The following is a 26,237-nucleotide window of genomic DNA, read 5'->3' on the forward strand; positions in this document are numbered from 1 at the left end:
GACGGGTATTTAACCCAAAAGTATGACTATCGTAGCTATTCGGCCTCATTCTTTGACCGCCGCCCAAAGAGGAAGAAATAAATCGCGCTTCTCGAACATAAAAAAAGACCGGCTTGAAGCCGGTCTTTTACATCTTCAACCGCAACCTTTTCTCCGGAAGGAGAAAAGGAGCATTTTCAGACTCCTTCTGGCACTTTGGAAATGAAGCCTTCCTTCATGAGCATCTGCACGGATTCGCGAGCTTCTTTTATTATTCTTTCCGCGTTCTTCATAATATCTTCATACTTGACGTTGGTTATTCCGGCAACGCCTTCCTTGATTGCCTGCATGCCCACGGCAGCGGCCTCGCGCGGGAAGACTTCCCACTCGTCCATGGAGGGGATGATGTAGTCCTCGCGAAGACCTTTGTCCTCTGCAACCTTGGCAAGTTCCTTCGCAGCCGCGATGCACATGCCGTCAGTGATGGTTTTGGCGCGAACGTCAAGAGTGCCGCGGAAGATGCCGGGGAATCCGAGCGAATTGTTGACCTGGTTCGGGAAGTCCGAGCGGCCCGTAGCGACTACGACAGCGCCCGCTTCTTTTGCTTCCCAGGGCCAAATCTCCGGTACGGGATTGGCGCAAGGGAAAACCACAGGATCTTTTGCCATGCCCTTAATCCAGTCGGGAAGAATGGTTCCAGGGCCGGGCGTGGATGCACCGACAACGGCATCTGCACCGCGCATCGCCTCAAGCGGTCCGCCCTTGACCTGATCCTTGTTCGTGATCTGAGCAAGCTCCCACTTTTGCTTGTATTTCTCCGCGAGTTCGGTACGACCTTTGTGTATTGTATCTTTCGAATCAACAAGGATGATGTTTCCAGGTTCGAATCCGCCCGCAATGCAGACATTCGCGGCGCGTATGTTTGAAGCGCCTGCGCCGATAAATACGAGCTTGGTATCCTTGATTTTCTTACCCACAAACTTGAGAGCGTTGATGAGACCGGCGTAGATTATTGCTGCTGTACCCTGCTGGTCGTCATGCCAGACTGGAATTCGCGCGCGCTTGCGGAGTTCGTCGAGTACGTAAAAACACTTTGGCTGCGAGATATCCTCGAGGTTTACGCCGCCGAATGAAGGCTGCATGAGAAGGACGGTTTCGATTATCTTGTCTGGATCTTTTGTATCGAGGCATATCGGGAAAGCGTCGACTCCGCCAAGGTACTTGAACAGAAGCCCCTTGCCTTCCATCACGGGAAGACCGGCTTCCGGACCTATGTCGCCTAGCCCAAGTACACGTGTTCCGTCAGATACAACCGCGACCATATTGCCCTTGTTGGTGTGCTCGAATACCTTTTCCGGATTATCCCTGATGTCAAGGCAGGGTTTTGCAACGCCGGGCGTGTACCAGATAGCAAAATCCGCAAGTGTCCGCACTGCGCACTTTGCAGTAATCTGTATCTTCCCCTTGTAATGGGGATGCATAACCATTGCATCCTTGCCAGGCTTTTGCGCCTTCGCAAGTAGTTTTTCTACGTCTTTTGGATCCATTATCTCTCCTTTGGATTTAGGTTAAATCTCTTGAGATTAAATCTCTCCGGCAGTAACTTATCGAGCGTTGACCGGATTTCTTCTTTTTCGTTCAACATAAGGATTCGAGCGCCTCCATCCGCGAACTCACCCAGAACTGCAAGGCACGCACCACATGGACTTACAGGCTTTTCCGTAGGAGCAAAAACGGCAAGAGCCAGTATCTTGCGCTCGCCTTCTGCAACCGCCTTTAGGATAGCGACTCGTTCGGCGCACACCGAAAGTCCATAAGATGCGTTTTCAACGTTAGTTCCAGAATATGTTTTCTTCGATGATGCAAGCGCTGCAGCTCCTACAGGAAATTTCGAGTAGGGCGAGTACGAATTCATAACCGCCGCTTTTGCGGCGCTTGCAAGGTCTTTCAATGATAGTTCCGAAAGGGTTGTTTCGGAACCGCTTTCCCGTGACATATTAAACAAAACAATACGCCTGGAACAACAGTTGTCAAGCAAATAGCGCGCAGAAAAAGCGGGACAAAATTCAGGAAAATAAGTAGGTCAAAAGCTGGTCAAAAGTTGGTCAAAAGGTGGTCAAAAGACGGTCAAAAGAGGGACAAACTGGAACACTTATTTTGGCCAGATTTAAAGATATGCTGTCACGCTTAATAATATTCGTCAATGTTCGGGGTCCCAGGAAAAATACTAAGTATTTTTTTGGGGCTGTTGTCAGAATTGAAGGTTTGTGGTCCGGGTTGAAGAAGAGTGGTAAGGGTCTTCCTCGCCCGGTTAACTTGACAAAAACTTGTAACCAAGTAAACTGAGTCGATGAAGGTTTGCGAGTAATTTCCTATGACTACAAAAGAACTGCAACAAGCTATCCTAAAGGATAAAGAAAAAGGAATCCCGGATATTGAAATCGGGAAGAAATACGGTGTAACTTATAGGGAGATTGAACGCGTCATCACACGCTTACACGGGGTGAACATCAGTACCCTAAAAAAAGAAAAAAAAATTACATCCCTGGCACCAAATGAATTTAAAGAAGAACAGAACACTGTATGGAGTTTTAAAAAGAGAGGGAATTGGGCAACCCATAGTGGGCATTATAGAGGGAATTGGTCACCGTACATTCCGCGAAACGTGATTTTGAAATATTCAAAACCAGGTGAACTTGTCTTAGATTACTTTTGTGGTGCTGGTACAACAGCAGTCGAAGCCAAATTATTAGGACGAAGATGTCTTGCTCTTGATATAAATGAAAATGCCATTGCGTTAGCCAAGCAGAATATTGATTTCAGTATGGATATTCAACAATTAAACTTCCTAAAGGAAACGGATCACTTAGAGATTTATGACCCCGAGTTACGAATTGGAGATGCAAGGAACTTGTCTTTTCTGAATGATAACTCAATAGACTTGATCTGCGCTCACCCACCATATGCTAATATCATTCACTATACCGATTCTGGAAATGGGGATCTTTCCTTCTTCGAAATTGATAGCTTTTTAAACGAGATGAAAAAAGTTGCATCTGAAAGTTTCCGAGTCTTAAAGCCCGGCAGGCAATGTGCAATTCTAATTGGTGATACCCGCAAGCAAAAGTATGTTGTACCTTTGGGGTTTGCATTAATTAATGTTTACCTAGATGCTGGTTTTAGACTAAGAGAACTTGTAATAAAACGACAGCATAACTGTAAAACAACTGGTTTCTGGTACAATAACAGTATTAAGTACAACTTCCTCCTATTGGCTCATGAGTATTTGCAGATATTTGAGAAACCTCAAGCAAAAGAACAAACAAAGGATACTAGATCCGACTTGAAACCAAAAGAAATAACACCGATTGAAATTACGGCATCAGGAAAAAACTCATCGAATCTAGAAACAACTACCGTATGGATTTTCCCTGAGGACAACTTTGAAAAGCAACTTGACGATAATGTAATCGGAAGGTATTCCCAAGGTAAAGAAAAGGATTTGCTTTACCTCAAGTCAACAGCACTCGACGAAATCTCATCACCATTAATGCTAGAAGATTATTTGATGCAAATTGAAAACCATATTGTTAAAGCTTTGCCTTCTATGTCCCAAGGGACTTTTGTGGTAATTCAAACACAGGATATTAGAATCGGCGAATACGTGGAACCTTTGGCTAAAAGATTAATAGATGCCCTAAAATCTCTTGATCTCCGGCTTAAGGAGATTGTTGTTGTTACGTCTAATGGAGCAAACAAGAACGGTATAACCCTAAAAGACCATCTAGCAATTAACCACAAGTACTTATTGATTTATGAGACACAAAATGAATCAAGATGAATTAATCAAATACATGTCATTCAACAAAGAAGGACAAAAACATGTACCTTTGTTTTCGTCCTTTGTTAATGACAAATTCATTGTCGCTGCTTATCAAGGTGGGTTCAGGCCCGGCTTAAGTCCATATGACATACTAATCAAGTATAGACAAAAAGATAAAGGTAAATGGTCAAGAATCAGAACACCTAAACATATTCACTGGGCTGTAGATATTCTTCTTAAGATGCACTCTGATAAGCAAAAGACTCAAGAATTCCTTGATTTTCTGATACATATTTGGAATAATACTAAAGGGTTCAAGAACGAGGAAGACCGAAAACGTCTTTTGAGTATAGAAATTCTCTTAGGTGCGAACAAGGAGGAGATCGACAAATACGATGATCTCGGAAAGAAAGGGGAATATAGCATCAAATTTCTTATCCTTATTGCCAAACTCTTGATGATGCAAGAGAAAACCAATTTAGAAACAGCATACATGTTTAAAAAATTACTTACAGCGCTTAGAGAAGGTGAGGATATCTTTAATATCGTTTCAATCGCTACTCACAATAGAGGAACAGCTTAAGCCCTCTCCCCCTTCAAACTTCCCCACGGGGTCCCCAAAGGGATGCGGAGCAGACCTTTGGGGCGAGAGAGCGGGGTCCCCAAAGGGATGCGGAGCAGACCTTTGGGGCGAAAGAGGGCGTCCCCGAAGTATTAATCCCCCCTACTCCCCTTATAGAAAGGGGGGTCATTAACTTATCTCACTAATTAAAAATACAGCTCTCTTGCCATACCTCCCTTATGAAGGGAGGTGGTCGAAGACCGGTGGGATCTGCAGTAATTCCCCTTCCCTCGATGGGAAGGGGTTGGGGGTAAGGTGAGACTTAAAGAACACAAGATACGTCATAAACAGGGTCTCACCTCCTCCCAGCCTCCCCCATCAAGGGGGAGGAGATTGATTGAAGGAACCCCCCGGGGTCCCCGCGGCGATGTTTCGCAGCGGCGTGGGGTATCTTTGGAAACACTTGACACTTTCCAAGCGTCGTATAGAATAGATTATATGCCGCAGAGAGGTCGCGTATGGGCCGAGATAGATGTTGACGGCCTGGTTCACAATTACCGCAAGATTCGTGAGGCGGCGGCAGGAGCCATGATACTGGCTGCGGTAAAAGCAGAGGCGTACGGTCATGGAGGCAGAGAGGTGGCAAGGATACTTGAACATCAGGGCGTCGAGTACTTCGGCGTCGCAAGCGTCGAGGAGGGTATTGACTTAAGGACCAACGGGCAGATACGCAAGCCAATAGTGCTGCTTTCGCCGGTTCCGTACAGGGAGATACCGCTCATATTCGACTACAACCTTACGCCGAACGTCACCGAGCAGGGCTTTGCAAAGGAGCTCAGCCAGGAGGCGAACCGGCGTTCGAAGACGCTTGGAGTGCACGTTGAGGTAGATACAGGCATGGGCCGCAGCGGTGCAAGCCTTGCTGAGGCGCCCGCGCTCATCTCGCTCATCGTCAACAAGCCCGGACTGCGTCTTGAGGCTCTTTTCACGCACTTTCCCTCGGCAGAGCACGACCCGGGGTTCACAGAGGAGCAGTTGAGACTTTTTAGTCAGATGGTGGATAAGCTCGTTTCGGAGGGCTTCAAGATTCCGCTCCTGCACTCGGCAAACTCGGCCGCGCTCTTCAAATATCCGACCTCTCAGTTTGATATAGTGAGACCGGGTATAGCGCTCTACGGCATAGAGCCCGAAGGGTTTGAGAACAAGCTCGACCTGCATCCGGTGATGACCTTGCGGACGAGGATAGTGAACTTAAGGAGGCTTGCCAAAGGCTCAAGCGTCAGCTACGGACGGACGTGCATTCTGGAAAGGGATAGTCTTGTCGCGACGCTTTCAGTAGGCTACGGCGACGGCTACCCGCGCTCGCTCTCGAACAAGGGCCAGGTCCTTTATAAGGGCAGAAGATTTCCAATACTCGGAACCGTGTGCATGGACTTGACCATGGTCGATCTGACCGACGCCGCAACACCCGTAACACCCGCACCTTCGCCCTCCACGCCCGCGATAGGCGATGAGGTTACCCTTATCGGCAGGGACGCGGACGCTGTACTGGGCGCAGAGGAGGTTGCAGAATGGGCCGCAACCATTCCATACGAGATTACGACCCGGATAAGTCCAAGGGTAACAAGAATCTACAAAACCACAAAAAAGATCCTGGGCTCTCGAACGCTGCTTGGATCGACGCCAATGCCTTGATATGAACGAAGAAGAAAAAAAACCGACTGCCGGGAGCGCGGAGTACAAGCCGCCGCAGTTTTTAGACCTTGTGATATCGGTGGGAGCCGGGGCGCTTCAGGTCCTTGTGTTCGAGAACAAGGACGAGAAGAACTTCAACATGGATCTTGCCAAGTATTCGATAGACATGCTGGAGCTTCTCAAAGAGAAGACGAAGGGAAATCTTGAGAATCAAGAGGAAAGGTTTCTTGAAGAAACGCTTCATCAGTTGAGGATGAAGTACCTTGAAATCGCCAGAAAACCCGTCGAGGAGGCGAAATGAAAGAAGAAACGTCGGCGGAAACAAAAACGCTAAAGAATTATTTTCCGTTTGACCGTCTTAACGACAGCGAGCTCAAGACCCTTTACAACTCGGGCAAAGTCAAGGAGTACCAGGCTGACGAGATTATTTTCCACGAAGGAGACAGGGGCGACTACTTTTGCATAATCCTTTCAGGCTCAATAAGAATATCGACTGTTATCCCGGAAGTGGGCGAAGAGTCGCTTTCAATTCTTTACCAGGGCGATTTTTTCGGCGAGATGGCGCTTATAGACGACGCCCCTCGCGCTGCTGCCGCAATCGCTCACACTCCGACAGAACTGCTTATAATGCAGAAGAAGGAGTTCGACGACCTGGTCGACAAGAACAACCCGGCGGCCTACTGGATTTTGTGGGGCCTTGCCAAGAAACTATCCCAGCGTTTGCGCGAAACCGATCAGCGGCTTAAGGCAATACTCGCGCTTATCCGCAGATTTTAGGAGGAATTTGTATGGACGAGGAAAAGAAAACATCGCTCGACGAACCTTTAGAAGTGCGCTATGACTCATCTGGAAAGAAGATAGTCGCCCAGACGCGCGACAAGGATAGAGAGGGCGCGATACTGGCAATCAACGACAAACTCGACCAGCTTCTGGGCATATTGACTTCCACCCTGCCGACAAGGATAGGAATGGAGCTACGGGAAGCTGCCGGGGGTCAGGGTTCGGCTCCGACGGCGGACATGCAAAGACTCATAGAGATAGTCTCCAAGGAGCTGCCGGACAGGATTCAGGACGACGCCGACAAGAACACCTTCCAGAAGGCTGAGATGCTCTCGATGGTAATCTCGACAAGCTTCCAGTACCTGCAGGACGCAATAAAGGCCTACCAGGAGTCGCTCGGAAAGACGATTGAAAAAATAGCCGAACTGGAGGAGAAGACGGTCCAGACTCTGGAGCAGAACGCAAGCCTTCTCAAGGAGCTGCACGCTCTTGTTGCAGGACTCGATAAAACGCCCGGCCTGCCGCAAGAGACTACGGAAAAACCTTATTCGTTCGCAAAGGAAGAAACGCTGACTCAACCTAAAACGGAAACCTCTCCTCCGGCTTCTCCGTTCTCCTCCCCCGCTTCCGCGGAACCAAAGAAGGAGGAACCTCAGGAGAAGACCGATCTTCCCGGATGGCTTCAGTCAAAGCGCGACGAGTTAGGATGGCCCAGGCAGTCGGACGAACCTAAGCAGACAGAGAATTAATTCCAGTGAGAATATTCACCCTCGGCACGGACGACCATTCCGAAGCTCTTATATCAAAGGTAATCTCCAAGTACCAGATTCAGGTCCTCGCCGACATAAGACGCTCTACAGCTCCGAAACATGAGCATCACCGAAGGGAAAACATCCAGAGACTCTGCAAGGAAAACAGGGCCGAATACCTTTACCTGGGCAATGAACTCGGCTCGGACAGGGAACAGGGCATTCTTTCGGATCTCGATCCTGATCTTGCCGCAAGAGGGATAGGCATATTGAAGACCCTTGCCCGAACGCGCGGTCTCCTGATTCTCTGCACAGAAAGGACTCCTGAAAGATGCAACCGCAGACCAATAGCCGCAGAACTCGCAAAGGAAGGGGCCGAGGTGATTCATCTTCTCGATGTCGAGGGAGTCTGGACACCCTCTATGATGAGACGGCAAGAAGGGCAGGCAAGGGATAACCAGGATAGATTCAGGGAAGGAAGAGACCGCAGAAGAAGCAACGACAGAGGATATTCTGAAAGACGCGGCTCTTCAGGACAGAGGAGGGATTTCGGCGATAAAAGAAGCAGGGATTTACGAAGAAATCCAAATCAAGCAGGAGGGGAAAGGCGTGAGGAACGAGGCGGCCAGGGAGGTGGAGGGCGAGGAGGGCGAGGAGGGCGAGGGGGTCAGGAGTTCAGAAAGAGCAATCCGGACTCAAAAACATCCTGAGTCAAGACAACCGGTGCAAGTCCGGATGAAGACATTTCTTCTCGTCAATCCATGGATACACGATTTTGCGGCTTTCGATTTCTGGCTCAAACCGCTTGGGCTCATGAGGATTGCCGCCCTGCTCAGAGAGGCCGGACACGAGGTTGTTCTCCTTGATATGCTGGACCGCAACCATCCCTGGCTGCGTGTGCATTCGAAGACGGATTCGTGGGGAAGAGGAAAGTTCCACTCCGAGGAGATTGAAAAACCATGCGTTCTCGAGCGCGTTCCCCGCAGATTCAAGCGCTACGGCATACCGAAGCCGGCCGTGAGAGAAAGGCTTGCCGAGATGCCGGACGCCGACGCCGTATTGCTGACGTCGGGGATGACCTACTGGTACACAGGCGTGCGTGAGACCGTAGAGGTTTTAAAAGAGAGGTATCCGGAAACCAATTTTCTCTTAGGCGGCATTTACGCATCACTCATGCCCGAACATTCAAAGGCGAACGCCGGCGTAGACCATGTAATCCCCGGCGCGATGCCTGGGATTTGCGAGGCGCTGGGGAAAGCGCTGGACGTGGATTTAAAGTGGAAGGATTTGCCGCCGCTGTGGGAGCTTTATGCAACTCTCGACTATGCCGTAATGACAACAACAGAGGGCTGCCCAATGCGATGCACATACTGCGGCTCGCAGCTTCTTAAAAAGGGATTTTCTGCAAGGGACCCAGAGGCCGTGTGCGAGGAAATCGATTATTTAGCAGGACTTGGCGTGCGCAGGATTGTATTCTACGACGACGCCCTGCTCTTTAATCCGGAATTCGACGATTTGATGAAGAGGTTGGCTGGTATGGGTTTAGAGCTTCATACACCCAACGGTCTTCACGTAACAATGATGAATGCCGCAAAAGCTCAAGCAATGAGAAGGGCGGGGTTCCGTTCTCTATATCTGAGTCTTGAGAGCGTGGATGAGAGCCTCCTTGATTCGACAGGCGCTAAGCTTACAGTCGGCGCTTTTGTTAAAGCCGTAGAGCACCTCAAGGATGCGGGTTTCGGTGCGGACGAACTCCACTCCTACATCCTTTTCGGACTCAGAAACCAGAGCGAGGACTCGGTCAAAAGGACTGTGGAGCTGGCCCTTCGCTTGGGTGTAAAGCCCCACCTGGCTGAATTCTCTCCCGTGCCAGGCACTCAAGAGTACGAACGCAGCGGTCTGTTCTTCATGGACGACCCTCTACTCACGAACAACACGGCGTGGACGAGCATACAGGGAATGCTCGAAAGCCTGGAAAGACTCAAGCAGTCCTTAAAGATGAAGGAGTTCTGAGAAGAGACTAGCCGGATCTTTTCAGAACTTAACGGTAACCCCTCCCACAGGCATGAAGCGGAACTGCTCCCACGGAACAACCTTGCCCTCCTTGGAATCCCACTGGTAATCTACGACGTTAGACTGGTTCAAAACGTTCTGCAGGTTGACGAATCCGGTTATTGCAATCCCGCTCCTGGTGTAGCTCGTGTGCGAGAGCTGGAAGTCAAGGCGCGAGTAAAAAGGCAGACGGTCGCTGTTGCGCTCCGCGACCCTGTCAGCGTACCACAGGCTGTCCAGAGGGTTGAAGTAGGCGTTTGCCGTATCGAAAGGGGTATACGGTCTGCCGGAGGAGAAGCGATATTTAACGCTCGCCTCAAAGTTTTTTAAAAACTTCACGCCCGTTATGAGGGTCACTATGTGCCTCGTGTCCCAGTCTGCAGCATACGTACCGTCAGAGGGATTGGTTCTTTCCGAAAAGCAGAGCGAGTAAGCGGCCTGGCCGTAGAAGTGCCTGCCCATCTTCTTCTGCACGAAGAGCTCGACGCCTTGAGCCTTGCCGTACTCGAGGTTAGTATACTGGGAGTCGGCGGTGTCGTAATAGAGAAGATTGTCAAGGTGTTTGTAGTAATACTCGAGAGAGAGCTTGAGATCGTCCCTTATCAGCTGCTCAACACCCGCGATTGCGTGCCACGCCCGCTTTGAAGAGAGGCCTTCGTTGTTTATGTGCACCCTGTAGTCATTGAGCTGGTGATAGACGCCGAAGCTCATGTTGACCGCGGTCTTCGCGAACGGTTTTAGGGACAAGCCCGCCCTCGGTTCGGCAAGAATCTCATCCGTAAGCGTGTTGTAAGATACCCGCACTCCGGGCATGAGCTTAAGCCACTGCCACGGCGAGAATGAGTACTGGAGGTAGGCGCCTGCATTGAGTCATGAGCCCTCGGTGGTATCTCTAACCTCTCCGCCGTTAGCGTAATCGCGGGAGTAGTAGGCATAGTCTGCATCCGTAAAGCCGGTGAAGACTCCGGTCTGCAGTTCGTGACCCTTGAAAGGCGACATTGAGAGCGCCTCCCTGAGATAAAGGTGCAGTTCATGCGGTCTGAACTGGAACGCGAGACTGTCGAGCGCCGTATCCTGAGAGATAAGATCGTTCACGAGGTTGGTTCCTCCGAATGTGAGAACCGAATATCCTACCTCGCCGAGAAGAGCCCGCCAGTTCAAGCCCGAGATGGTCTGGTACCCATTCCACTTCATGTCCTCGGTGGCGCCGTTGGAGCCGCCCGGCACGCTCATCCTGTCAAGGGTCTGGATGCCGAACAGCCATATCTTGTTCCCTGGATTAGGCGAGTATGCGCACCTCAAATAGAAATCGTCGAACGAAGGCGTTACGTTACCTATATTGGATATGAGATCGACGAGTTCGAGGAACGAGCGTCTGTAGCCTGCAATATAGTTGAATTTCCTGCCCAGAGGTCCCTCCACCATCGCCTCGACTGCCGACATGTTCAAATCCACGAGCGCCTCGAACCTCTCTTTGTTGCCGTCCCTTAAGGTTATATTCATGAGCGATGAAATCTTTTCGCCGTTTCTTGCTCCGTATCCGCCAGGCGAGAACTCCACCTCTTCGACGCCCTCAACGCTCACGATGCTTGCCTGACCGAAACCGCCGCCGATTGCAGGGAAATGAACCGGATAAGGAACGGGAAGGTTGTCGATTACGGTCAGGTTTTCATCCGGGTCACCGCCGCGCACGATTATGTCAGAGGAGAAGTCGAAGCCGGTTGCGACTCCGGGCAGGGCTGCGACCGTTCGCGCAACGTTGTATCCCTCCGGGTTAAGCCTTATCTCGTGGTAATTAATTGCGTTGTCGCCGGAGTTGACGGACTCGTCCTTAGCGAAATAATCGGGTCTCACCGTCACGCCAGGCATAGCCAAAGGCTCCTGCCTCAAACGAAAATCAAGAAAGACGGTCCTTGACGGAAGCGTCTGAACTCTTGTCACGACCTGGGGCTTGTAGCCTATCATCGAAGCTTCAACGGAATACTCAGCGACCGGGACGTCCTTGATAATATAGTACCCCAGTTCGTCTGTTGCGGCTCCGTATTCGGTTCCTGCGAGTATCACGTTGACTCCAGGAAGGGGCTTTCCGGAAGCTGCGTCCGTTATCTTCCCTGAAAAACTGCCTTTCGGTATTTCAGCGTCTGCGGCAAAAATAGTCAGGACAAACAGCAAATGCATCTTGTTTCCTCCTTGGTATTCGGGGATAACCCGGTTTATGTGGTATTATATTTTTTTTTGGAATGGAGTCAAATCAAGCGGATATTTATGTTAAATGTTCTGAATATTTTATTAGGTTCTTAAAAAAGATTAGACGAACTAATGCTTCTTGACACAACCTTCCAATCATCTATAATCAGCAAGATATGAGTATTGTTAAATATGGAGAAGCCGTACTCAGAAACAAGACAAAGCCGGTGGTTGATTTTGATGACCGGCTCAGGAAGACGATAGAACAGATGAAGGCTAAGATGTTTGAAGCCAACGGAGTCGGTCTTGCGGCAACCCAGGTGGGCCTCGATTTAGCCCTTTTCGTTGCAAAGCTTGGAGAAGAGGTTTATGCTTTCGTCAACCCGGTGATTGTCCCGCTCTCAATGGAAAAGAATAAAGACGAGGAGGGGTGTCTTTCCGTTCCCGGAGTATGGGTTGAGGTTGAAAGGTTCGAACGCATAAGATTGCGCGCGCAGTATCCTGACGGCAAAGAGGTAGATCTTGAACTTGAAGGTTATCATGCCCGTATCGTTCAGCACGAGGTTGATCACCTTAACGGCGTGCTTATTATAGACAGGATTCCGCCCAAGAAAAGGCGCGAGATATCTGAACAACTTGACGAAATAGCCAGAAACAATTAACAGCGGAGGCTTGATGGCTCGAGCGTTTCTTTTTCCAGGACAGGGTTCGCAGGAAGTGGGAATGGCTAAAAGTTTATTCGACGCTTACCTAGAATTGAAAAACCATTTCGAGAATGCAGACTCGGTGAGCGGCCTAGAAGTCCTTAAGGCGATGTTCGAAGGACCAGAGGAGCAGCTCAAACAAACTCAGATAACTCAGCCTGCATTGTACGTTCATTCGCTGGCCGTTTTCAAGATGCTCAGAAACAAAGGCATAGAGGCTGATTTCTTTGCAGGCCACAGTCTTGGTGAGTTTTCGGCGCTCGCTGCAGCCGGCGTCTTTTCCTATGAGGACGGGCTTAAACTCGTCTCCAAGCGCGGAGCGTTAATGTCGGAGGCCAGAGAGGGCGCAATGGCGGCCATACTCGGGCTTGCGGATGAGGACGTTATCACGCTCTGCAAAGGTATTGACGACGTCTGGCCCGCCAACTTCAACTCCGAAGGACAGGTTGTTATATCGGGTTCGCCTGAAGGCATAGCAAAAGCTACGGCTCTTGCCAGGGAAAAAGGCGCAAAAAGAGCGCTACCGCTTGCCGTATCGGGCGCCTTCCATACGCCGTTCATGCAGAAGGCTGCCGCAGAGTTCAGGACCTTCATGGAGGGCTTCGAGTTCAAAGCGCCCCAAGGCAAGGTGATTCCTAACGTTACAGGCGAACCTACACGTGATCCCCAAGAGATCAGGAAGTTGCTCGGAGAACAGCTTACCTCCCCGGTGCGCTGGACAAAAACGATGCAGACTCTCGCGTCGCTTGATGTAACCGAGGCATACGAGCTCGGCCCGGGCAAGGTTCTTTGCGGACTCGCGAAGCGCGGGATTGCAGGAGCCGCCTGCAGCTCTATAGGCACCGCTCAAGAGATAGATTCCTTGAATCTCTGATGCTCTGCCCCCGCTGCAAGGTAGGGATGAGGGAGGAGCGCCGTTCGTTCCACAAGAAGCGCAAGTGGATATGCCCCAAATGCGGAAGAACCAGGATGCAGGCTGTGGGTACAAAGGGAAGCGGAAGTTTCAGAGATAGACGGAAGGCTGTCGACTAAAGGCTATTCCTGAGCATAGATAGAGACGAATTAGAAAGGCAGCCTCTAGCTGCTTTTCAATTTTTTCTATTCTGCATCAGGTCAGGGTAGAACCCCAAGGGAGTGCGAATATCCGCAGACCGAACGTAGGAACAAACCTTTAGAGGTGGACGACTTGGTTCCCGGGAAAAGCACAAAGCGCTATTTTGGTGCAAAGAGGGAGCCCCTTATAATCACGCACTCATATTCAAGGAATTGGATGGGGGGTTCCCCGCGAAATTACAGAGCAGAGTAATTTCGCGGGGTTCTAAAATTTCCGTATCACCATCTTGGCGATTTCCTTGAGGGTCTCGAATACGCCGATGCCCTGCGTCGCCACCGCTTCGAAGTACGGCACCTTCTCGGAATTCAGGAACTCCTCCATCTCGGGGACGGTCATAATGTTCGGAAGGTCGCGCTTGTTGTACTGCATCACATAGGGGCTGTCCGAAAGCTTGAGATTGAAGGACGCGAGGTTTTCCTTGAGGTTCTGCAGGCTTTCGATATTGTCTTCCTTGCGCTCACGCTGGGAATCCGCAACGAATATGATACCGTCTGCGCCTCGCAGTATTATGCGTCTGGATGCGTTGTAGAAGACCTGACCGGGAACGGTATACAGATGAAACCGCGTCTGGAACCCGCGCACGCTTCCGAGGTCTACAGGGAGAAAGTCGAAGAAGAGGGTGCGGTCCATCTCGGTAGCAAGCGTAATCATCTTGCCCTTTGTGCTCTGGTCTAGCTTGCTGTATATCCAGCGCAGGTTTGATGTCTTGCCGCCGAGGCCGGGCCCGTAGTATACTATCTTGACGTTGATCTCTTTGGTTGCGTAGTTTATCAGTGCCATTTTGAATCAGCCGAAAAGTCTGTCAAGTTCGTCTTCGATGTCCTTCGAAATGTCCTCGATGCTTGCATCTTCAGGTCCGCTCGTCTGCTGACCGCCAAATATCTCTTCAAGGATCTTCGAAAGCGTTTCGGATGCGTGTTTCACTCTCACCCGGACAAGACCGAGTGTGGTCCGCTGGTCGAAAATCACGGCAACGATGATGTTGCGCGCTATGACCTGAAAGTAGAGATGATCGCGTTCACCCTGGTGGTAGAGCGTTCGGAACTGAGCCTCTCCTATAATCTCCGCAAGCTGCGAAGTGGCTGCAAAATCGGCTGCGGCTAGCGTTGCGAACGCCTCAAGGTCAATCTTATCCGTTTCACCCGCGTTCGTTATCAAGTTCCCGTCGCGGTCAACCAGCATCACTGCCTTAGCGTCAGACTGCTGCAGAAGCTTCTCTATGTTTTCCTTTATCGACTGGAAACCCGATTCGAACAGCTTGATGCGATCTATCAACATGACTATCCGCTCGCTTGTTCCCTGCGGAGGAGTCTCTCCCACTGCTCCTGAACCTGAGCCTTGAACTGTTCTATAAGGCGCTCGTTACCAGGCTTAAAGAGGTGGCTGAAACGTCCCTGAGGTTTAAGAAAATCCTCAAGAGGTTTCGGCTCTCGAGGCTTCATGTTTATCTTGTATTTCCCGGCTTCCCATTCGTAAAGGGGCCAGAAAAGGGTGTCCACTGCAAGTTTCGAAATATTCATCGTCTGGTCGGTAGGATATCCCCATCCGGGAACGCAAGGAGAAAGAACGTTGATGAACGAGGGGCCATCAGCCGCAAGAGCCTTCTCGACTTTCTTTATAAGATCCATGTAGTAGCCGGGCGTCGCTTGCGCTGCGTATGCGGGCTCGTGCGCGATGACGATCTCGGTGAGATTCTTGCGTACCTGTTTCTTGCCGGGAACCTTGGAGCCTACAGGCGAGGTGGTTGTGTTGGCGCAGAACGGGGTCGCCGAAGAACGCTGATAGCCGGTGTTCATGTACGCGCCGTTGTCGTAGCAGACGTAGAGCATCTTGTGTCCGCGTTCGAGCGCGCCCGAGAGCGCCTGAATGCCTATGTCGTACGTGCCGCCGTCGCCGCCGAAAGCGATGAAGCGGATATCCTTGCTTATCTTGCCCTTGCGCTTGAGAACGTTGTAAGCTGCTTCGATTCCTGAAACGGTCGCGGCTGAGTTCTCGAAGGCGTCGTGAACGAGATTTATATTCCAGGCGGTATACGGGAATATGGTCGTGACCACTTCCATGCATCCTGTCGCGATGCCGGCAACCACAGGCTTGTCAGAAGCGGCAAGAAGTATCTGCCTCAGCGTAGCCGACGCTCCACAGCCTGCGCATGCCCTGTGTCCGCCGACAAGTCCTTCACTGCGCGCTGCAAGATCCTTAAGTGTAGCCATTACGCCTCCCCTCTTACGCCGAGGTATTGAATCATCTTCTCGACCTTTCCATTTTTTGCGACTTTCTCGATTTCATCGTAAACATGAACTATATCTGATATCTCTATGTTCCTGCCGCCGAGTCCGTAGACGTAATCGGTCATCAACGGTTTTTTCGGCATGTCGTAGAGCGCCGCACGCGTCTCCACGAATACAGGGCCGCCAAAGTCGGCCATTGTGTCGGAGCGGTCCATCACAGCAACGGCTTTGAACTTACCGAGCGCCTTCTTGAGCGCCTCGACTGGCAGCGGACGCCACATGCGCATCCGAACCAGCCCGACCTTGCGGCCTTTCTCGCGAAGGTCGTCGACCACTTCCTTGGCGGTATCGGCTGTCGAACCAGCCGTGAAGATAGCCACATCGGCGTCGTCAGTCCGGTATTCCTCAACCGTCGGGTAGTAACGGCCCGAAATCTTTTCGTAGTCGCGCGCCACTTTTTCGTAAGCTTCAAGAACCTTGCTCATTGCATCGAGCTGGCCGCGCTTGTGCTCGAAGTAGTAATCCTGCAAATCCAAAGGACCGAATGTCATGGGATGATCGGTATCCAGAGCCCGAAGCTTGGGTTTGAATTCGCCGATGAATTTCTGAACATCCGCATCATCAAGAACCTCAAGCCTCTCCATTGCGTGAGAGATGATGAACGCATCGGTGGAGGCTATTGCCGGAACACTCGTCATCTCCGCGAGTCTGAGAGCGATTATGATGGAGTCGTAGGCTTCCTGAGAGTTGGCGCAGTAAAGCTGAATCCAGCCCGCCTCGCGCGAACCCATGGTGTCCGAGTGATCGCAGTGAATGTTGATTGGCGCGGAGAGAGTGCGGTTTACAAGGGCGATTACGATAGGAAGCCTGTTGCCTGCGACGATGTAGAGGATCTCATGCATGAGCGCCAGCCCCTGGGAGGAGGTAGAAGTCATAACCCTTGCTCCGGCTACTGAGGCGCCGAAGCATGCCGAAAGCGCGGAGTGCTCGCTTTCGACGGCGACGAACTCGGTATCTACCTCTCCGTCCGCCACATAGTTCGAGAATATCTGCACAATCTCAGTTGCAGGCGTAATTGGATAGGCGGCTACAACATCGGGATTTATCTGCTTCATGGCGTAAGCCATCGCCTCATTTCCTGTCTTGGCAAGAGTCTTCATTTCTCCTCCCTTACCATTTCTATGGCCGAAGCCTTTGGAGGGCAGACCCACGCGCATATGCCGCAGCCCTTGCAGTAGTCATAGTTCATTCCCTTCATCTTGCCGTCCTCGACTACAATGGCTGTGTCCGGACAGTTTATCCAGCAGGCAAGACACTGAATGCATTTTTCTTCGGACCATAAAGGCCTCATGCTGCGCCAGTCACCTGTCTTGAAATGAAGAGATGTAGCGGGTTCATCTATTAAACACCCTTCCGGCAATTCCTTCCAGTTCATCTGCTTATCAAACTTCATGCTCATGCTATCTCCACTTCATCATAGGCGCGTTTGATTGCATTGACGTTTCCTTCCACCAGTTCTTTGCGGCCGCGGAACTTTTCGGACATTTTTGCCTTTATTGATTCAAGCATCGAGTTCCATTCTAGAGCGCCCGTTACCTTTACCATTGCACCCAGCATAACCGTGTTGGGAACATTTTTTTTGAGTATCTCTACAGCAATCTTTGTGGCATCAACTGTCGCGATCTTGATACCTTGCACCTTTATTTTCTCGCGCATCTTGGAAGCGCTTTCCTGCGTATTAATAATGAGTGCGCCGCCCGATGCAAGCCCTTCCGTTACGTTTACGGAATCAAGCAGGCTCGCATCAAGCACCACAACAACATCAGGATTCGTAACTTGAGTGTGTATGCGTATGGGTCCGTCTGAAAGACGATTGAAAGCCTTTACCGGCGCGCCGGTACGTTCCGGACCATATTCGGGAAAAGCCTGTATATATTTACCCGTCTCCATTGCTGCCTCGCCGAAGAGAAGGGCAGCAGTTTTAGCGCCCTGACCTCCGCGGCCGTGCCAGCGAACTTCGAAATATTTTTGCATTTAGCCTCCGAAATAATCGATTTTACGCCATACTGCGGACATTGTCAACACATTAAACACAAAGCCTTTTTTTGTCACGATTGCCCAGTAATGGTTGATAAAACAAAAAAACAGGCGATTAAACTCATAACTTAAGGACCTGGAAACCCAGGATGCCAGGAGATGATTCAGTAGTCCTAAGTAGTCCAGGATGCGATATCTTATTTGTTATTAACGACTGGATAGTCGTACACAACATCTAAAGATGGTGCGGTTTCGAAGTCATTATCTTGACATGGACAAAACTGCGCTTAGGATTAGAGCTTAAATCAAAAAAAGGAGATTCCTGATGCGTGAAGTGAACAAGTACCTGGAAGAAATGGCTGAGTGGCTTCAAGAGGCTTTTTCGGTGTGTATAGTGGGCGAGGACGGCCTTATACTTGCATCAAAAACCAGAGACGGCGGAGAAAATGCAGATTTTACGAGCGCGGTGCTTACTGAAGTGATGAGAAATATATCGAAGATAGTGAGGGAGATACGCAAGGGGAATCTTGTAGATAATCTGCTTTCTACAAGCGACGCGCATTTCCTAACCAAGCCGATTGACAATGAAGGCAAGGTGTTTCTGGCGATTGGCGTACCCCGCGGCGCCAATCTTGGTGCGGTCCGCTACGTAAGCAAAGTATATTCAGACAAACTCCGTTCGTCTCTTCCATTACCCGGAGCGTAAGCTAGAAATAACTCCTTTTTCACCGAAGCGATTACAATTTGTCCTGTGTTTTGGGCTTTTGGGGGGGGAGATTATCTGGGCAGAATCCCGTCTGTTCCGATAGAATCAGCGGCAGTCTCCCAGAAATCGGTGCCTTTGTTCTTCTTGCCCGATTCAGTAGGCAGGAATTTGCTGAGTCCCGCGTCAACCACGATTCTTCTTTCCTCAGCGGTTAATCTTTCGTAGAGCTCGGACAGATGATCGGAGAGTTCGGCTCTTGTGATGCCCGTCTGGGCGGCTTCGTTCATCTGCTCAAGGGTTTGTCTGTAGGCAAGATGCTTGTCATCTATAGGCATATCGTAAGGGATATTGTTCGTCACTCCTTCGTTCTCCAGCATCCTGATATCGAAACCCTTTGAGTAGGTCCACTTGTTGAAGTCAGTAAAGATGCGGTCCCTTATGCGAGGCTTTACCCTGTTGATTATCAACCTGTATATGACGTCCGATGTCTTGCGGAATACGGTCCGCAGCAGGGCGGATTCGGAATCCTCGGTCGTAACAAGCCCTTGCTTCTTTAACTCAGCGATGGTTATGGCGACCTTGGTTTTTGGTTTCCCGAGGATTCTTGCAATCTCCGGAAATGAACGTCTGCCGTTTATTTGAGAGATAATCGCCCAGCCGAGGGCGCCGAATTGAAAATCCTTGGCGGCTTCGGGGTCTACCGGCGCGAGAACGAGAGCGGCCTCGTCGAACGGCAATTCCTGACGCGCAGAGTCCCATTCGGTCGCCTGCTTGGAGGCTATCATCAATATGTCAGTGAGCGACTTTGATATGCGGCGGGAGAGATTGACCCCCTCCTCATGAAATTTGAAGGCGCCGGAAACGAGGATGAAGAGTTCTATAAAAGCCTCATCACCGACTAGTTTGTTTGTTTGGCAATCCAGGAGATCGCCGTTGGAAAAGAAAAGCTGACCCTCGACCTCACCGGTTACCTCAAGCCTACCCGTCTTGCGACTCATGGTCAGAAGCTGGATTATATCAAGAAAGCCCTGGCGCTCTATTTTTCCCTCAAGCATTGAGCTTTAACTCCTTATCGAGTATATTCTTCGACGGCGCAAGATACTCTTCTAATATCAAAACGCTTATAGAGCTTAAAGACGTCGATATCATTTCTATATTGACGCCCTCCTTTGCGAGAATTGAAAAAACCTTTCCAGCAATACCAGGAATGCCTGAAAGCCCCTTTGCATAAACGGTAAGTATGCCCATCCCGGGATAGAGAATAAATTCCTTAATACTTAAATCGCTCAAAGTCTTAAGATGCTCGACTGCATTCTGGGCATCATCCGACATTATGGCGAAAGAAATATCGGCGGTATTGTCATTAATAATGCTTTGGGTAATCATCTCGATGTTGAAACCCTTTGTTCCCAGGGCGGAGAATAGCTCAGCCGCAATACCCGGAGAGTTGGATAAAGATTTGGCAACTACCATCGTTATTTTTGGCTGGGTCTCAATGATTAAATCAATCCTGTCCTGCATACATCCTCTTGTGTTTAAGATTATAATTAAATATCAACTTATGTCAATGCTTTTCGATATCTTAAGCTACTGAATCCTCTTCTTTGTCCAGAATTCGCATATATCCCCATTATCGCTCATCAGCTGAGACTCGATAGGTCCCCATCTGAACCATACGGATTTGCCCACGTACTGTCGAGCCCAGAAACAGTTGGTTTTAGATGCAATAACCCAAACCTCTTCGTTCTCGCGGACTACCCAAAGCTCCGAACCAAAATCGTCCTGGGTCAGCACGGCCTGTTCCCATCTTCCTGGATACCCGCTTTTTTGTTCGGGTTTATCGTCCTTTACAGCAGGCGTTGTCGACACGCAACCCGCAAACAGAACAATACTTAAAGACATCACAAAGATTTTTTTCATAAACATCTCCTCCGGTTGACCGATGTTTATATAAGCATAGGTAATTCTCATGAATTGTCAAGGTTAATAACAAAATCAAAGCGGTTTTTTTTGATAACTAACGAGCGTAATCCCCTTAAACCGACCCTGTTTGAAAAAACTGCAGGATCAATACCTGGATCATAAGATTTTAACTCTCTTATTTTCTAAAAACGAATCGGATTTGAACTGAGATATTGAGTAAGCCTGCTTCAGAATTGGATAAAAAGCTTCCTGGCTTTTTCGATTGAAAAGGAGTGGGGAAAGAAACGACTGGAGTTTTAATGTGTAAGCGTGAAGAAGGTCAGCCTAAAATATCTATTCGGTGTCCCCGCGAGCATGCTAAGCAGGCTTGTGGGGTGGAATCCCCCTCCCCCCTATCTGAGATTCAAAAAAAGAGAGGGCTGGCTTTCGCCAGCCCTACAAATCTTAGAGGATGGGGTCCTCGCACGATTGCGAAGCAATCGGGTGGGATTGTTTGCCGGGGTCCCCGGCCGAATACGTAGTATTCGGTTGGGGTGATTTTATACCCAGCCGCGCAGTTTGACGGCTTCGGCCACGCGCTTTACGGCCACAAGGTATGCGGCAAGGCGCATGTGCACCTTCTTGTCCTTGTGCATATCGTAAACTGCGTGATATGCCTTGGTCATCTTGGCGTCAAGCTGCTTCTGCACCTCTTCAAGAGGCCAGTAGTAGTTGTACGTGCCCTGTACCTGCTCGAAATAACTGACGGTTACGCCGCCCGCATTCGCGAGGAAGTCCGGAATGACGTGCACGCCGTTCTTGTGGAGAATGACGTCCGCTTCCGGCGTGGTAGGTCCATTGGCGAGTTCGCAGCTTATCTTTGCCTTGACGTTCTTGGCGTTATCCTTCGTGATGACGTTCTCAAGGGCGGAAGGATACAGGATATCTACATCCAGTTCCAGCAACTCCTCGTTAGTTATCTTGGAGGAGCCGGCAAAGCCCTGCACGCTGCCTGTCTTGAGCTTGTGATCGACGATGGCCTTGGGATCCATTCCGTCCTTCTTTATGATGCCGCCTGAGGAGTCGGAGACTGCGATAAGCTTCCCGCCGCCGAGAATCTCGGGGTGCAGGAGCGCGGCGAACTGTCCGGCGTTGCCGAATCCCTGAATCGCATATGTTCCCTTGGGGTCAATCTTGAGGGTTTTCGCTGCCTCACGGACGGTGTATACGCCGCCGCGCGCGGTAGCGTCGCCGCGACCCTGGGAGCCGCCTATTGGAATAGGCTTGCCTGTTATTACCGAAGGATGGTTGTAGCCCTTAATGGCTTCATACTCGTCCATCATCCACGCCATTATCTGGGGGGTGGTGTAGACGTCAGGAGCAGGACAGTCGCGGTCGCCGCCCAGTTCGTGGGCAATAACCTTCATCCATCCGCGTGCAAGACGCTCTTTTTCCCTCTCGGAAAGCTTCTTGGGATCGCATGTTACGCCGCCCTTGCCGCCGCCCAATGGGATATCGACGACGGAGGTTTTCCACGTCATCCATGCGGCAAGCGCACGCACGGTGTCTATGGTCTCGTCAGGATGCCAGCGAATCCCACCCTTTGTGGGTCCACGGGAGTCGTTGTATTGAACTCTGTAGGCGTGAAAGACTTTCGTGGTTCCGTCATCCATCTTAACGGGGACGGTGAATACGTATTCCCGGCGGGGCCAGCGCAGTATCTCGCGCATGGCGGGCTCTAAGCCGAGTATCTCTGCCGCTTCGTCAAATTGAGCTTGTGCTATTTTAAAGGGGTTCAGCTCTTCGCTCATTAGTTATCCTCCTAAATTGAGGTTTTAGACATTAGGGTTTTTAAAATTTTAGTTTCTCCTTTAGTTTGATGTCCCGCGTCTCCTCTCTCCGTTATCCCCTTCCTGCACTCCAGTATCTTAGAGTCCGAAGGACCTTGTCACTCGCTTATGACCTTCAGCTCTACACGCCTGTTCATATCCCTGCCGAGAACGGTTCTGTTGTCCCCGATGGGCGAAAGTTCACCGTACCCTTTTACGATAAGGCGTTTTTCACCTATGCCGCGCTTGACCAGGTAATCGCGCACTGCCTCCGCTCTGGAACGAGAAAGCTCCCTGTTCTCCTTTGCGTCGCCTATGCTGTCCGTATGTCCTTGTATCTCGACAACCATGTTCGGCCTGTCCTTTAGAAACTTGACAACGTCTTCGAGAACTGGAATGTATCGCGGTTCAATCATCTTCTCGCCTGGCTTGAAATGGAAAATAGTCCAGCTTTTGCTGAGCACTATGTTCATCTCGGTAGTGCGGCTTGCCTCCGCCTGGCATGTAATCTCGCGGTCGAAGTACCCTTTAGACTCGGCGCGAAGGCTGTACTTGCCGGCATCGAGACCCACTATTCTGTATTCGCCGTTGCGTGGACCGGCCCGTACAACGTCGTTCGCCTCGATAATATAGACGTTTGCGATAATGCCTGTGCCGTCATCTCCGTCAAGCACCTTGCCCTGAATGGTTCCTTTGTTAGATATATCCTCAAGAAGCAAGTCAAGCTTGGTGTTTGATGAGGAGTTCGTCTTGACAGTCACCGTCTTGCTGCGGAAGCCCTCAAGCGATGCCGCCACCTTGTAAGACCCTTGAGGCAAGGCGCGGAGGCGGTAGGCGCCGTTCTCTGTGGAAACGGCGCTCTGGTCATAATCGTCGCCGATTATTTCGACGTTGGCGCCGGGAGCCGCCTCTCCTGAAGGGTAAAGGACCCTGCCGGATAAGGTTGAACCTTTTAAGGCTGAGTGGGGGGATGTATAGAAGTTCAATCCCGCAGTAAGCCAGGGGTAGTATCCGGACGAGGGGTACATTAGGTTTTCGAGCCGCGTGGCGGCGAAGTAAACCTCCCAGTTGCTGAATCCGACCTTTGTTCCGAGGTTGATGTCCCGGCCGTCGTACTCGGCAGCAATGGAGAGCCATTCCTCGTAGTTGAATTCGAACGCGCCAAAGAGACCGAACGCAAAGTTGGATACGCCCGTGTTGTTGAAAATATCGGTATTCAGGTATCTTTCGAAACCGTAATAGCCTGTGTAGCGGCCCCTGCCCAGACCGAGATGGGTCCTGAAGTACTTTCCGAACTGTTTGGAAGCGACTGCGAAGGCACTGAACCATTCCTGCTGCTCCCAGTACGAAAAGCCCGGTTTACCTGTGATAAGACGGTCCTCGGGGTCATTGTTGCCTGCGGCAGGGTCTGTGCCGCCGCCGAACGAGCCTATATAAGGAACCCACGTAATCTCGTGCATTCCGATGGCAAGTGAAGGGTAATATTTCCCTTCACGAACCAAAAGGGCAGTTACGCCGAGCGCATAGTTCTCAAACGAATAAGCAGAAAGAGATAGTTCGAGAAAATCTCCAATGCCCGCTCCCACGCAAACATCCAGGTCATAAGGAGACCTTGGGTCGGCAACTGCCAAAGAAAACGCTCCAACAGCCGTGCCCTGAATGACCTTGTGTCTCAGAACATAGGCCGTAGGTATATCTATAAGTAGCGAAGAACGATTAAATTCGGCAAAGAGCGAAAGGGCTGTCCCAAAAAGGACGAGCGCTATCTTCTTGCCCATCTCGCCTCCTTTTTCAGTTTACAATTTATAAAGTTTATTGATAAATGGGGCGTTTGTCAAGGTAAATGTTTCGAGTACTTTTACCGCCCGATTTCCTTTTTGCAGTCGCCGATGAGCTTTTCTATGTCTTCCTTTACGCCCTGCCTCTTGTAGAAATCCGAATCCGAGTAATCCTTCTTGATAGTTTCGAGGTTTACGAGCGCTTTTTGCAGTAATTCCACGCTTCTCGATTCCGATTTTTCGAGTTTCTCCGCCCCGATGCAGGATAAGACGAGATAGTAGTGCACCGAAGGTGCAAGGTCAAGTCTGGCATCATCGCCCGTGGTATAGCAAGTGAGCCATTCCTCGAACTCGGTAATTGCCTGAGCATACTGCTCTAAGTTGTAGTAGCATCGTCCGAGCTGAACGGATATCTCAGGCATCCTGTCCTTAACTGCATCCGGAACAGGCCAGCTTTTGAGCTTCATAAGAATGTCTTTGGCTTCATCGTAGTTCTTTGATTCCATCAAAAGGTAGCTCAAAAGAAAAAGCGGATCAGGAAGGTACTGGCTTTGCGGATTACGTTCACTTATCTTCCGTATCTTTTTTCTCAAATCCGGAATGTCATAAACAGTTGGATTATAGATTGGATGAGGGGTTGTCACATTTTTTTCTGTAGTTCCGAGTTCCTTCGTGAGTCGCTTTGCGTAAACCTCGGCCGTTTTCTCGTCGCCTATGCTCAGGTAGTAATCGAATAGAGACGCAAGCCCGAATCCGTAAGCGTCGCGATAGATAGAGCGGTTAGTCTTCATCCTTCCACCGACCACCTCCACCCTCTTTTCTGCATTATCCACCTGCTTAGCTCGCATATAAAATTCTATCATCTTCTGGCAGGCGTCGCCTGCCGTCCTTCGTTGGGGGTAGGTATCCGCGATATGCTCGTAAACAAGAAGGGCATCGCCAAAGAAATTTAACTGCTCAAAGCTCTTACCACGCCAGAATAGCGAGCGGTCAACAAGGCTGTCTGCCAGGGCATTGTAGGTGAGCTTCTTTGTCTCTTGTTCACGATTCAACGTTAACTTCATCTCTTCTTCGCAGTTTTTCTCGTCAAAGAAACATTTCGCCGCATTCAGGAAATCGCCCTTAAAGTATTGAGCAAGTCCCTGACCATACCTTGCAAGAACCAATGCGTCCTTGTTTCGGGTCGAGGCGATGATGGAGTCAAACTCCGAAAGCGCTGAGTCGAACCGCTTAGCCTCCAGATCGTACCACGCGAGAGAGACCCGGGCGATGTCGCTTACAAAGGATTTGGGGTACTTTTTAAGGATGCTTTGATATTCCTGTCTTGCCTGCTCCCTTCTCTTTACGTTCCGAATCTCGCCCCTGTTGTAGGAAGCGTAGTAGGTTGCATCCGCCTGGTTGAAAAGGATGAACGCCCGCAAGTCTGCGCCGTGCGGAACCGATAAGGAATCATCTTCTGTCGATTCGAGATAGTTTTTCGAAAGAGACATAGCCGCATTATAGGTTGATAGCTGGTCACTGCGGTTGAGGCTAAGAAGCGTCATGGACAATGCATACTCGTACAATAGACTCATTGCAGGCGTCGAAGCGGTGCTTGGCTCCTCGACTATCTCCTCGTAGTAATTGAGGGCGGCATCATACTTGCCCCTCTCGAACTCCTTGTTAGCAAGCCTTAAGACCTCGATTCCGAGCGAAAGCATTGAGTCGGAAGTATCTGCATCTGCAAACATGGAATCCACTGAAAGCCGCGCCGGTATCTCGAAGGACGAAAGAAGCTTTGGCCGATATTCAACTAAACCAGCAACAACAACATCGACTGGATCTACATATGTTATCGGGGATGATTGCGATACAATTAAAAGCAACAAATTAAACATACTCCCTCCTTGGGTTAATTTTTATTGATTAACTCATTATATGATTGAGGGTTAATTTGTCAACAAAGGCATGGGTAAGCTCAATCTTACCTGATTATTTTATCTCTTTCCATTTTTAAAGAGAGGCATTACCCTCCATTTTTTCCCTCCCCTCAGGTAAGGGAGGACCTCTCTCTTGGCAGGAAGGTAGGGTGGGGCGACTCCGTGAGGGTCTTCTGAGGAGGGTTGGAGTCCA

28 protein-coding genes are annotated in these 26,237 nt (G+C 50.1%); 12 read left to right on the forward strand and 16 right to left on the reverse strand.

What is annotated here, in order from left to right:
* Positions 1 to 176: 176 nt before the first annotated feature.
* Both GX441_01585 and GX441_01590 read right to left on the reverse strand, forming a co-directional pair.
* Positions 177 to 1,526 carry an NADP-dependent malic enzyme gene (locus GX441_01585; GenBank protein NLI97332.1) on the reverse strand — a complete coding sequence of 450 codons (1,350 nt, stop codon included), beginning with the start codon at positions 1,524 to 1,526 and terminating at the stop codon, positions 177 to 179.
* On the reverse strand, positions 1,526 to 1,975 hold the full coding sequence (locus GX441_01590; protein ID NLI97333.1) for a cytidine deaminase: 450 nt from the start codon (positions 1,973 to 1,975) through the stop codon (positions 1,526 to 1,528). The genes GX441_01585 and GX441_01590 overlap by 1 nt, the downstream gene beginning before the upstream one ends.
* 378 nt (positions 1,976 to 2,353) lie before the next feature.
* On the opposite strand from GX441_01590, the gene GX441_01595 reads away from it, so the two are divergent.
* The 8 genes from GX441_01595 (at position 2,354) to GX441_01630 (ending at position 9,601) form a co-directional block, all read left to right on the forward strand.
* A complete protein-coding gene (locus tag GX441_01595; protein ID NLI97334.1) occupies positions 2,354 to 3,820 on the forward strand; it encodes a methyltransferase domain-containing protein in 1,467 nt (488 codons plus the stop codon).
* Positions 3,807 to 4,385, forward strand: a complete 579-nt coding sequence (locus GX441_01600; GenBank protein NLI97335.1) for a hypothetical protein — start codon at positions 3,807 to 3,809, stop codon at positions 4,383 to 4,385. The genes GX441_01595 and GX441_01600 overlap by 14 nt, the downstream gene beginning before the upstream one ends.
* Before the next feature lie 477 nt (positions 4,386 to 4,862).
* On the forward strand, positions 4,863 to 6,059 hold the full coding sequence (gene alr / locus GX441_01605; GenBank protein ID NLI97336.1) for an alanine racemase: 1,197 nt from the start codon (positions 4,863 to 4,865) through the stop codon (positions 6,057 to 6,059).
* Between the two features lies 1 nt (position 6,060).
* Entirely contained in the window at positions 6,061 to 6,360 is a 300-nt protein-coding gene (locus tag GX441_01610; protein NLI97337.1) for a DUF1844 domain-containing protein, read from the forward strand.
* A complete protein-coding gene (locus GX441_01615) occupies positions 6,357 to 6,836 on the forward strand; it encodes a Crp/Fnr family transcriptional regulator (protein NLI97338.1) in 480 nt (159 codons plus the stop codon). The genes GX441_01610 and GX441_01615 overlap by 4 nt, the downstream gene beginning before the upstream one ends.
* Before the next feature lie 11 nt (positions 6,837 to 6,847).
* On the forward strand, positions 6,848 to 7,588 hold the full coding sequence (locus GX441_01620) for a hypothetical protein (protein NLI97339.1): 741 nt from the start codon (positions 6,848 to 6,850) through the stop codon (positions 7,586 to 7,588).
* A gap of 5 nt (positions 7,589 to 7,593) precedes the next feature.
* Positions 7,594 to 8,298, forward strand: coding sequence for a DUF488 domain-containing protein (locus GX441_01625; protein NLI97340.1), 705 nt, complete (start codon positions 7,594 to 7,596; stop codon positions 8,296 to 8,298).
* Positions 8,198 to 9,601 (forward strand): radical SAM protein, encoded by a 1,404-nt coding sequence (locus GX441_01630; GenBank protein NLI97341.1) that lies wholly within the window; start codon positions 8,198 to 8,200, stop codon positions 9,599 to 9,601. The genes GX441_01625 and GX441_01630 overlap by 101 nt, the downstream gene beginning before the upstream one ends.
* A gap of 21 nt (positions 9,602 to 9,622) precedes the next feature.
* On the opposite strand, the gene GX441_01635 is transcribed toward GX441_01630, so the two are convergent.
* Both GX441_01635 and GX441_01640 read right to left on the reverse strand, forming a co-directional pair.
* On the reverse strand, positions 9,623 to 10,444 hold the full coding sequence (locus GX441_01635; protein NLI97342.1) for a hypothetical protein: 822 nt from the start codon (positions 10,442 to 10,444) through the stop codon (positions 9,623 to 9,625).
* A 66-nt stretch (positions 10,445 to 10,510) separates the two neighbouring features.
* Positions 10,511 to 11,818: a carboxypeptidase-like regulatory domain-containing protein gene (locus GX441_01640; GenBank protein ID NLI97343.1), complete on the reverse strand. Its 1,308-nt coding sequence runs from the start codon at positions 11,816 to 11,818 to the stop codon at positions 10,511 to 10,513.
* A 185-nt stretch (positions 11,819 to 12,003) separates the two neighbouring features.
* Here GX441_01640 and def point away from each other — a divergent pair, with 185 nt between their 5' ends.
* From def to GX441_01655, 3 genes are read left to right on the forward strand one after another with little or no spacing between them, the layout of a single operon-like run.
* Positions 12,004 to 12,489: a peptide deformylase gene (def, locus tag GX441_01645; GenBank protein ID NLI97344.1), complete on the forward strand. Its 486-nt coding sequence runs from the start codon at positions 12,004 to 12,006 to the stop codon at positions 12,487 to 12,489.
* Positions 12,490 to 12,502: 13 nt separating this feature from the next.
* Positions 12,503 to 13,405, forward strand: a complete 903-nt coding sequence (fabD, locus tag GX441_01650) for an ACP S-malonyltransferase (protein NLI97345.1) — start codon at positions 12,503 to 12,505, stop codon at positions 13,403 to 13,405.
* Positions 13,405 to 13,563 carry a hypothetical protein gene (locus GX441_01655; GenBank protein NLI97346.1) on the forward strand — a complete coding sequence of 53 codons (159 nt, stop codon included), beginning with the start codon at positions 13,405 to 13,407 and terminating at the stop codon, positions 13,561 to 13,563. Before fabD ends, GX441_01655 begins: the two co-directional genes overlap by 1 nt.
* A 286-nt stretch (positions 13,564 to 13,849) precedes the next feature.
* Here the strand turns inward: GX441_01655 and GX441_01660 are convergent, their stop codons facing one another.
* The 6 genes from GX441_01660 to GX441_01685 are packed head-to-tail and all read right to left on the reverse strand — an operon-like array spanning position 13,850 to position 17,907.
* A complete protein-coding gene (locus GX441_01660; protein NLI97347.1) occupies positions 13,850 to 14,425 on the reverse strand; it encodes a GTPase domain-containing protein in 576 nt (191 codons plus the stop codon).
* Between the two features lie 6 nt (positions 14,426 to 14,431).
* Positions 14,432 to 14,965, reverse strand: a complete 534-nt coding sequence (locus GX441_01665) for a roadblock/LC7 domain-containing protein (protein ID NLI97348.1) — start codon at positions 14,963 to 14,965, stop codon at positions 14,432 to 14,434.
* A complete protein-coding gene (locus GX441_01670) occupies positions 14,926 to 15,855 on the reverse strand; it encodes a pyruvate ferredoxin oxidoreductase (protein ID NLI97349.1) in 930 nt (309 codons plus the stop codon). The genes GX441_01665 and GX441_01670 overlap by 40 nt, the downstream gene beginning before the upstream one ends.
* A complete protein-coding gene (porA, locus tag GX441_01675; GenBank protein NLI97350.1) occupies positions 15,855 to 17,033 on the reverse strand; it encodes a pyruvate ferredoxin oxidoreductase in 1,179 nt (392 codons plus the stop codon). The genes GX441_01670 and porA overlap by 1 nt, the downstream gene beginning before the upstream one ends.
* Positions 17,030 to 17,332 carry a 4Fe-4S binding protein gene (locus GX441_01680; GenBank protein NLI97351.1) on the reverse strand — a complete coding sequence of 101 codons (303 nt, stop codon included), beginning with the start codon at positions 17,330 to 17,332 and terminating at the stop codon, positions 17,030 to 17,032. The genes porA and GX441_01680 overlap by 4 nt, the downstream gene beginning before the upstream one ends.
* On the reverse strand, positions 17,329 to 17,907 hold the full coding sequence (locus GX441_01685; protein ID NLI97352.1) for a pyruvate synthase: 579 nt from the start codon (positions 17,905 to 17,907) through the stop codon (positions 17,329 to 17,331). The genes GX441_01680 and GX441_01685 overlap by 4 nt, the downstream gene beginning before the upstream one ends.
* Positions 17,908 to 18,235: 328 nt before the next feature.
* Here GX441_01685 and GX441_01690 point away from each other — a divergent pair, with 328 nt between their 5' ends.
* On the forward strand, positions 18,236 to 18,616 hold the full coding sequence (locus GX441_01690) for a hypothetical protein (protein ID NLI97353.1): 381 nt from the start codon (positions 18,236 to 18,238) through the stop codon (positions 18,614 to 18,616).
* Positions 18,617 to 18,687: 71 nt separating this feature from the next.
* Here the strand turns inward: GX441_01690 and GX441_01695 are convergent, their stop codons facing one another.
* The 6 genes from GX441_01695 to GX441_01720 form a co-directional block, all read right to left on the reverse strand.
* A complete protein-coding gene (locus GX441_01695; GenBank protein NLI97354.1) occupies positions 18,688 to 19,671 on the reverse strand; it encodes a DUF4388 domain-containing protein in 984 nt (327 codons plus the stop codon).
* A complete protein-coding gene (locus tag GX441_01700) occupies positions 19,664 to 20,137 on the reverse strand; it encodes an ACT domain-containing protein (GenBank protein NLI97355.1) in 474 nt (157 codons plus the stop codon). The genes GX441_01695 and GX441_01700 overlap by 8 nt, the downstream gene beginning before the upstream one ends.
* A gap of 66 nt (positions 20,138 to 20,203) precedes the next feature.
* The gene (locus tag GX441_01705; GenBank protein NLI97356.1) at positions 20,204 to 20,536 is read right to left on the reverse strand and encodes a hypothetical protein; all 333 of its coding nucleotides are present in this window, start codon (positions 20,534 to 20,536) and stop codon (positions 20,204 to 20,206) included.
* 542 nt (positions 20,537 to 21,078) lie between these two features.
* Positions 21,079 to 22,329, reverse strand: coding sequence for a Glu/Leu/Phe/Val dehydrogenase (locus tag GX441_01710; GenBank protein NLI97357.1), 1,251 nt, complete (start codon positions 22,327 to 22,329; stop codon positions 21,079 to 21,081).
* A gap of 137 nt (positions 22,330 to 22,466) precedes the next feature.
* Complete coding sequence (locus tag GX441_01715) at positions 22,467 to 24,125, reverse strand: OmpA family protein (protein NLI97358.1); 1,659 nt, start codon at positions 24,123 to 24,125, stop codon at positions 22,467 to 22,469.
* A gap of 80 nt (positions 24,126 to 24,205) precedes the next feature.
* Complete coding sequence (locus tag GX441_01720; GenBank protein NLI97359.1) at positions 24,206 to 26,002, reverse strand: tetratricopeptide repeat protein; 1,797 nt, start codon at positions 26,000 to 26,002, stop codon at positions 24,206 to 24,208.
* Positions 26,003 to 26,237 lie beyond the last annotated feature (235 nt).

The sequence above is a fragment of the bacterium genome (assembly GCA_012517375.1).
GTDB lineage: Bacteria > Hydrothermota > Tepidihabitantia > B3-TA06 > B3-TA06 > JAAYVC01.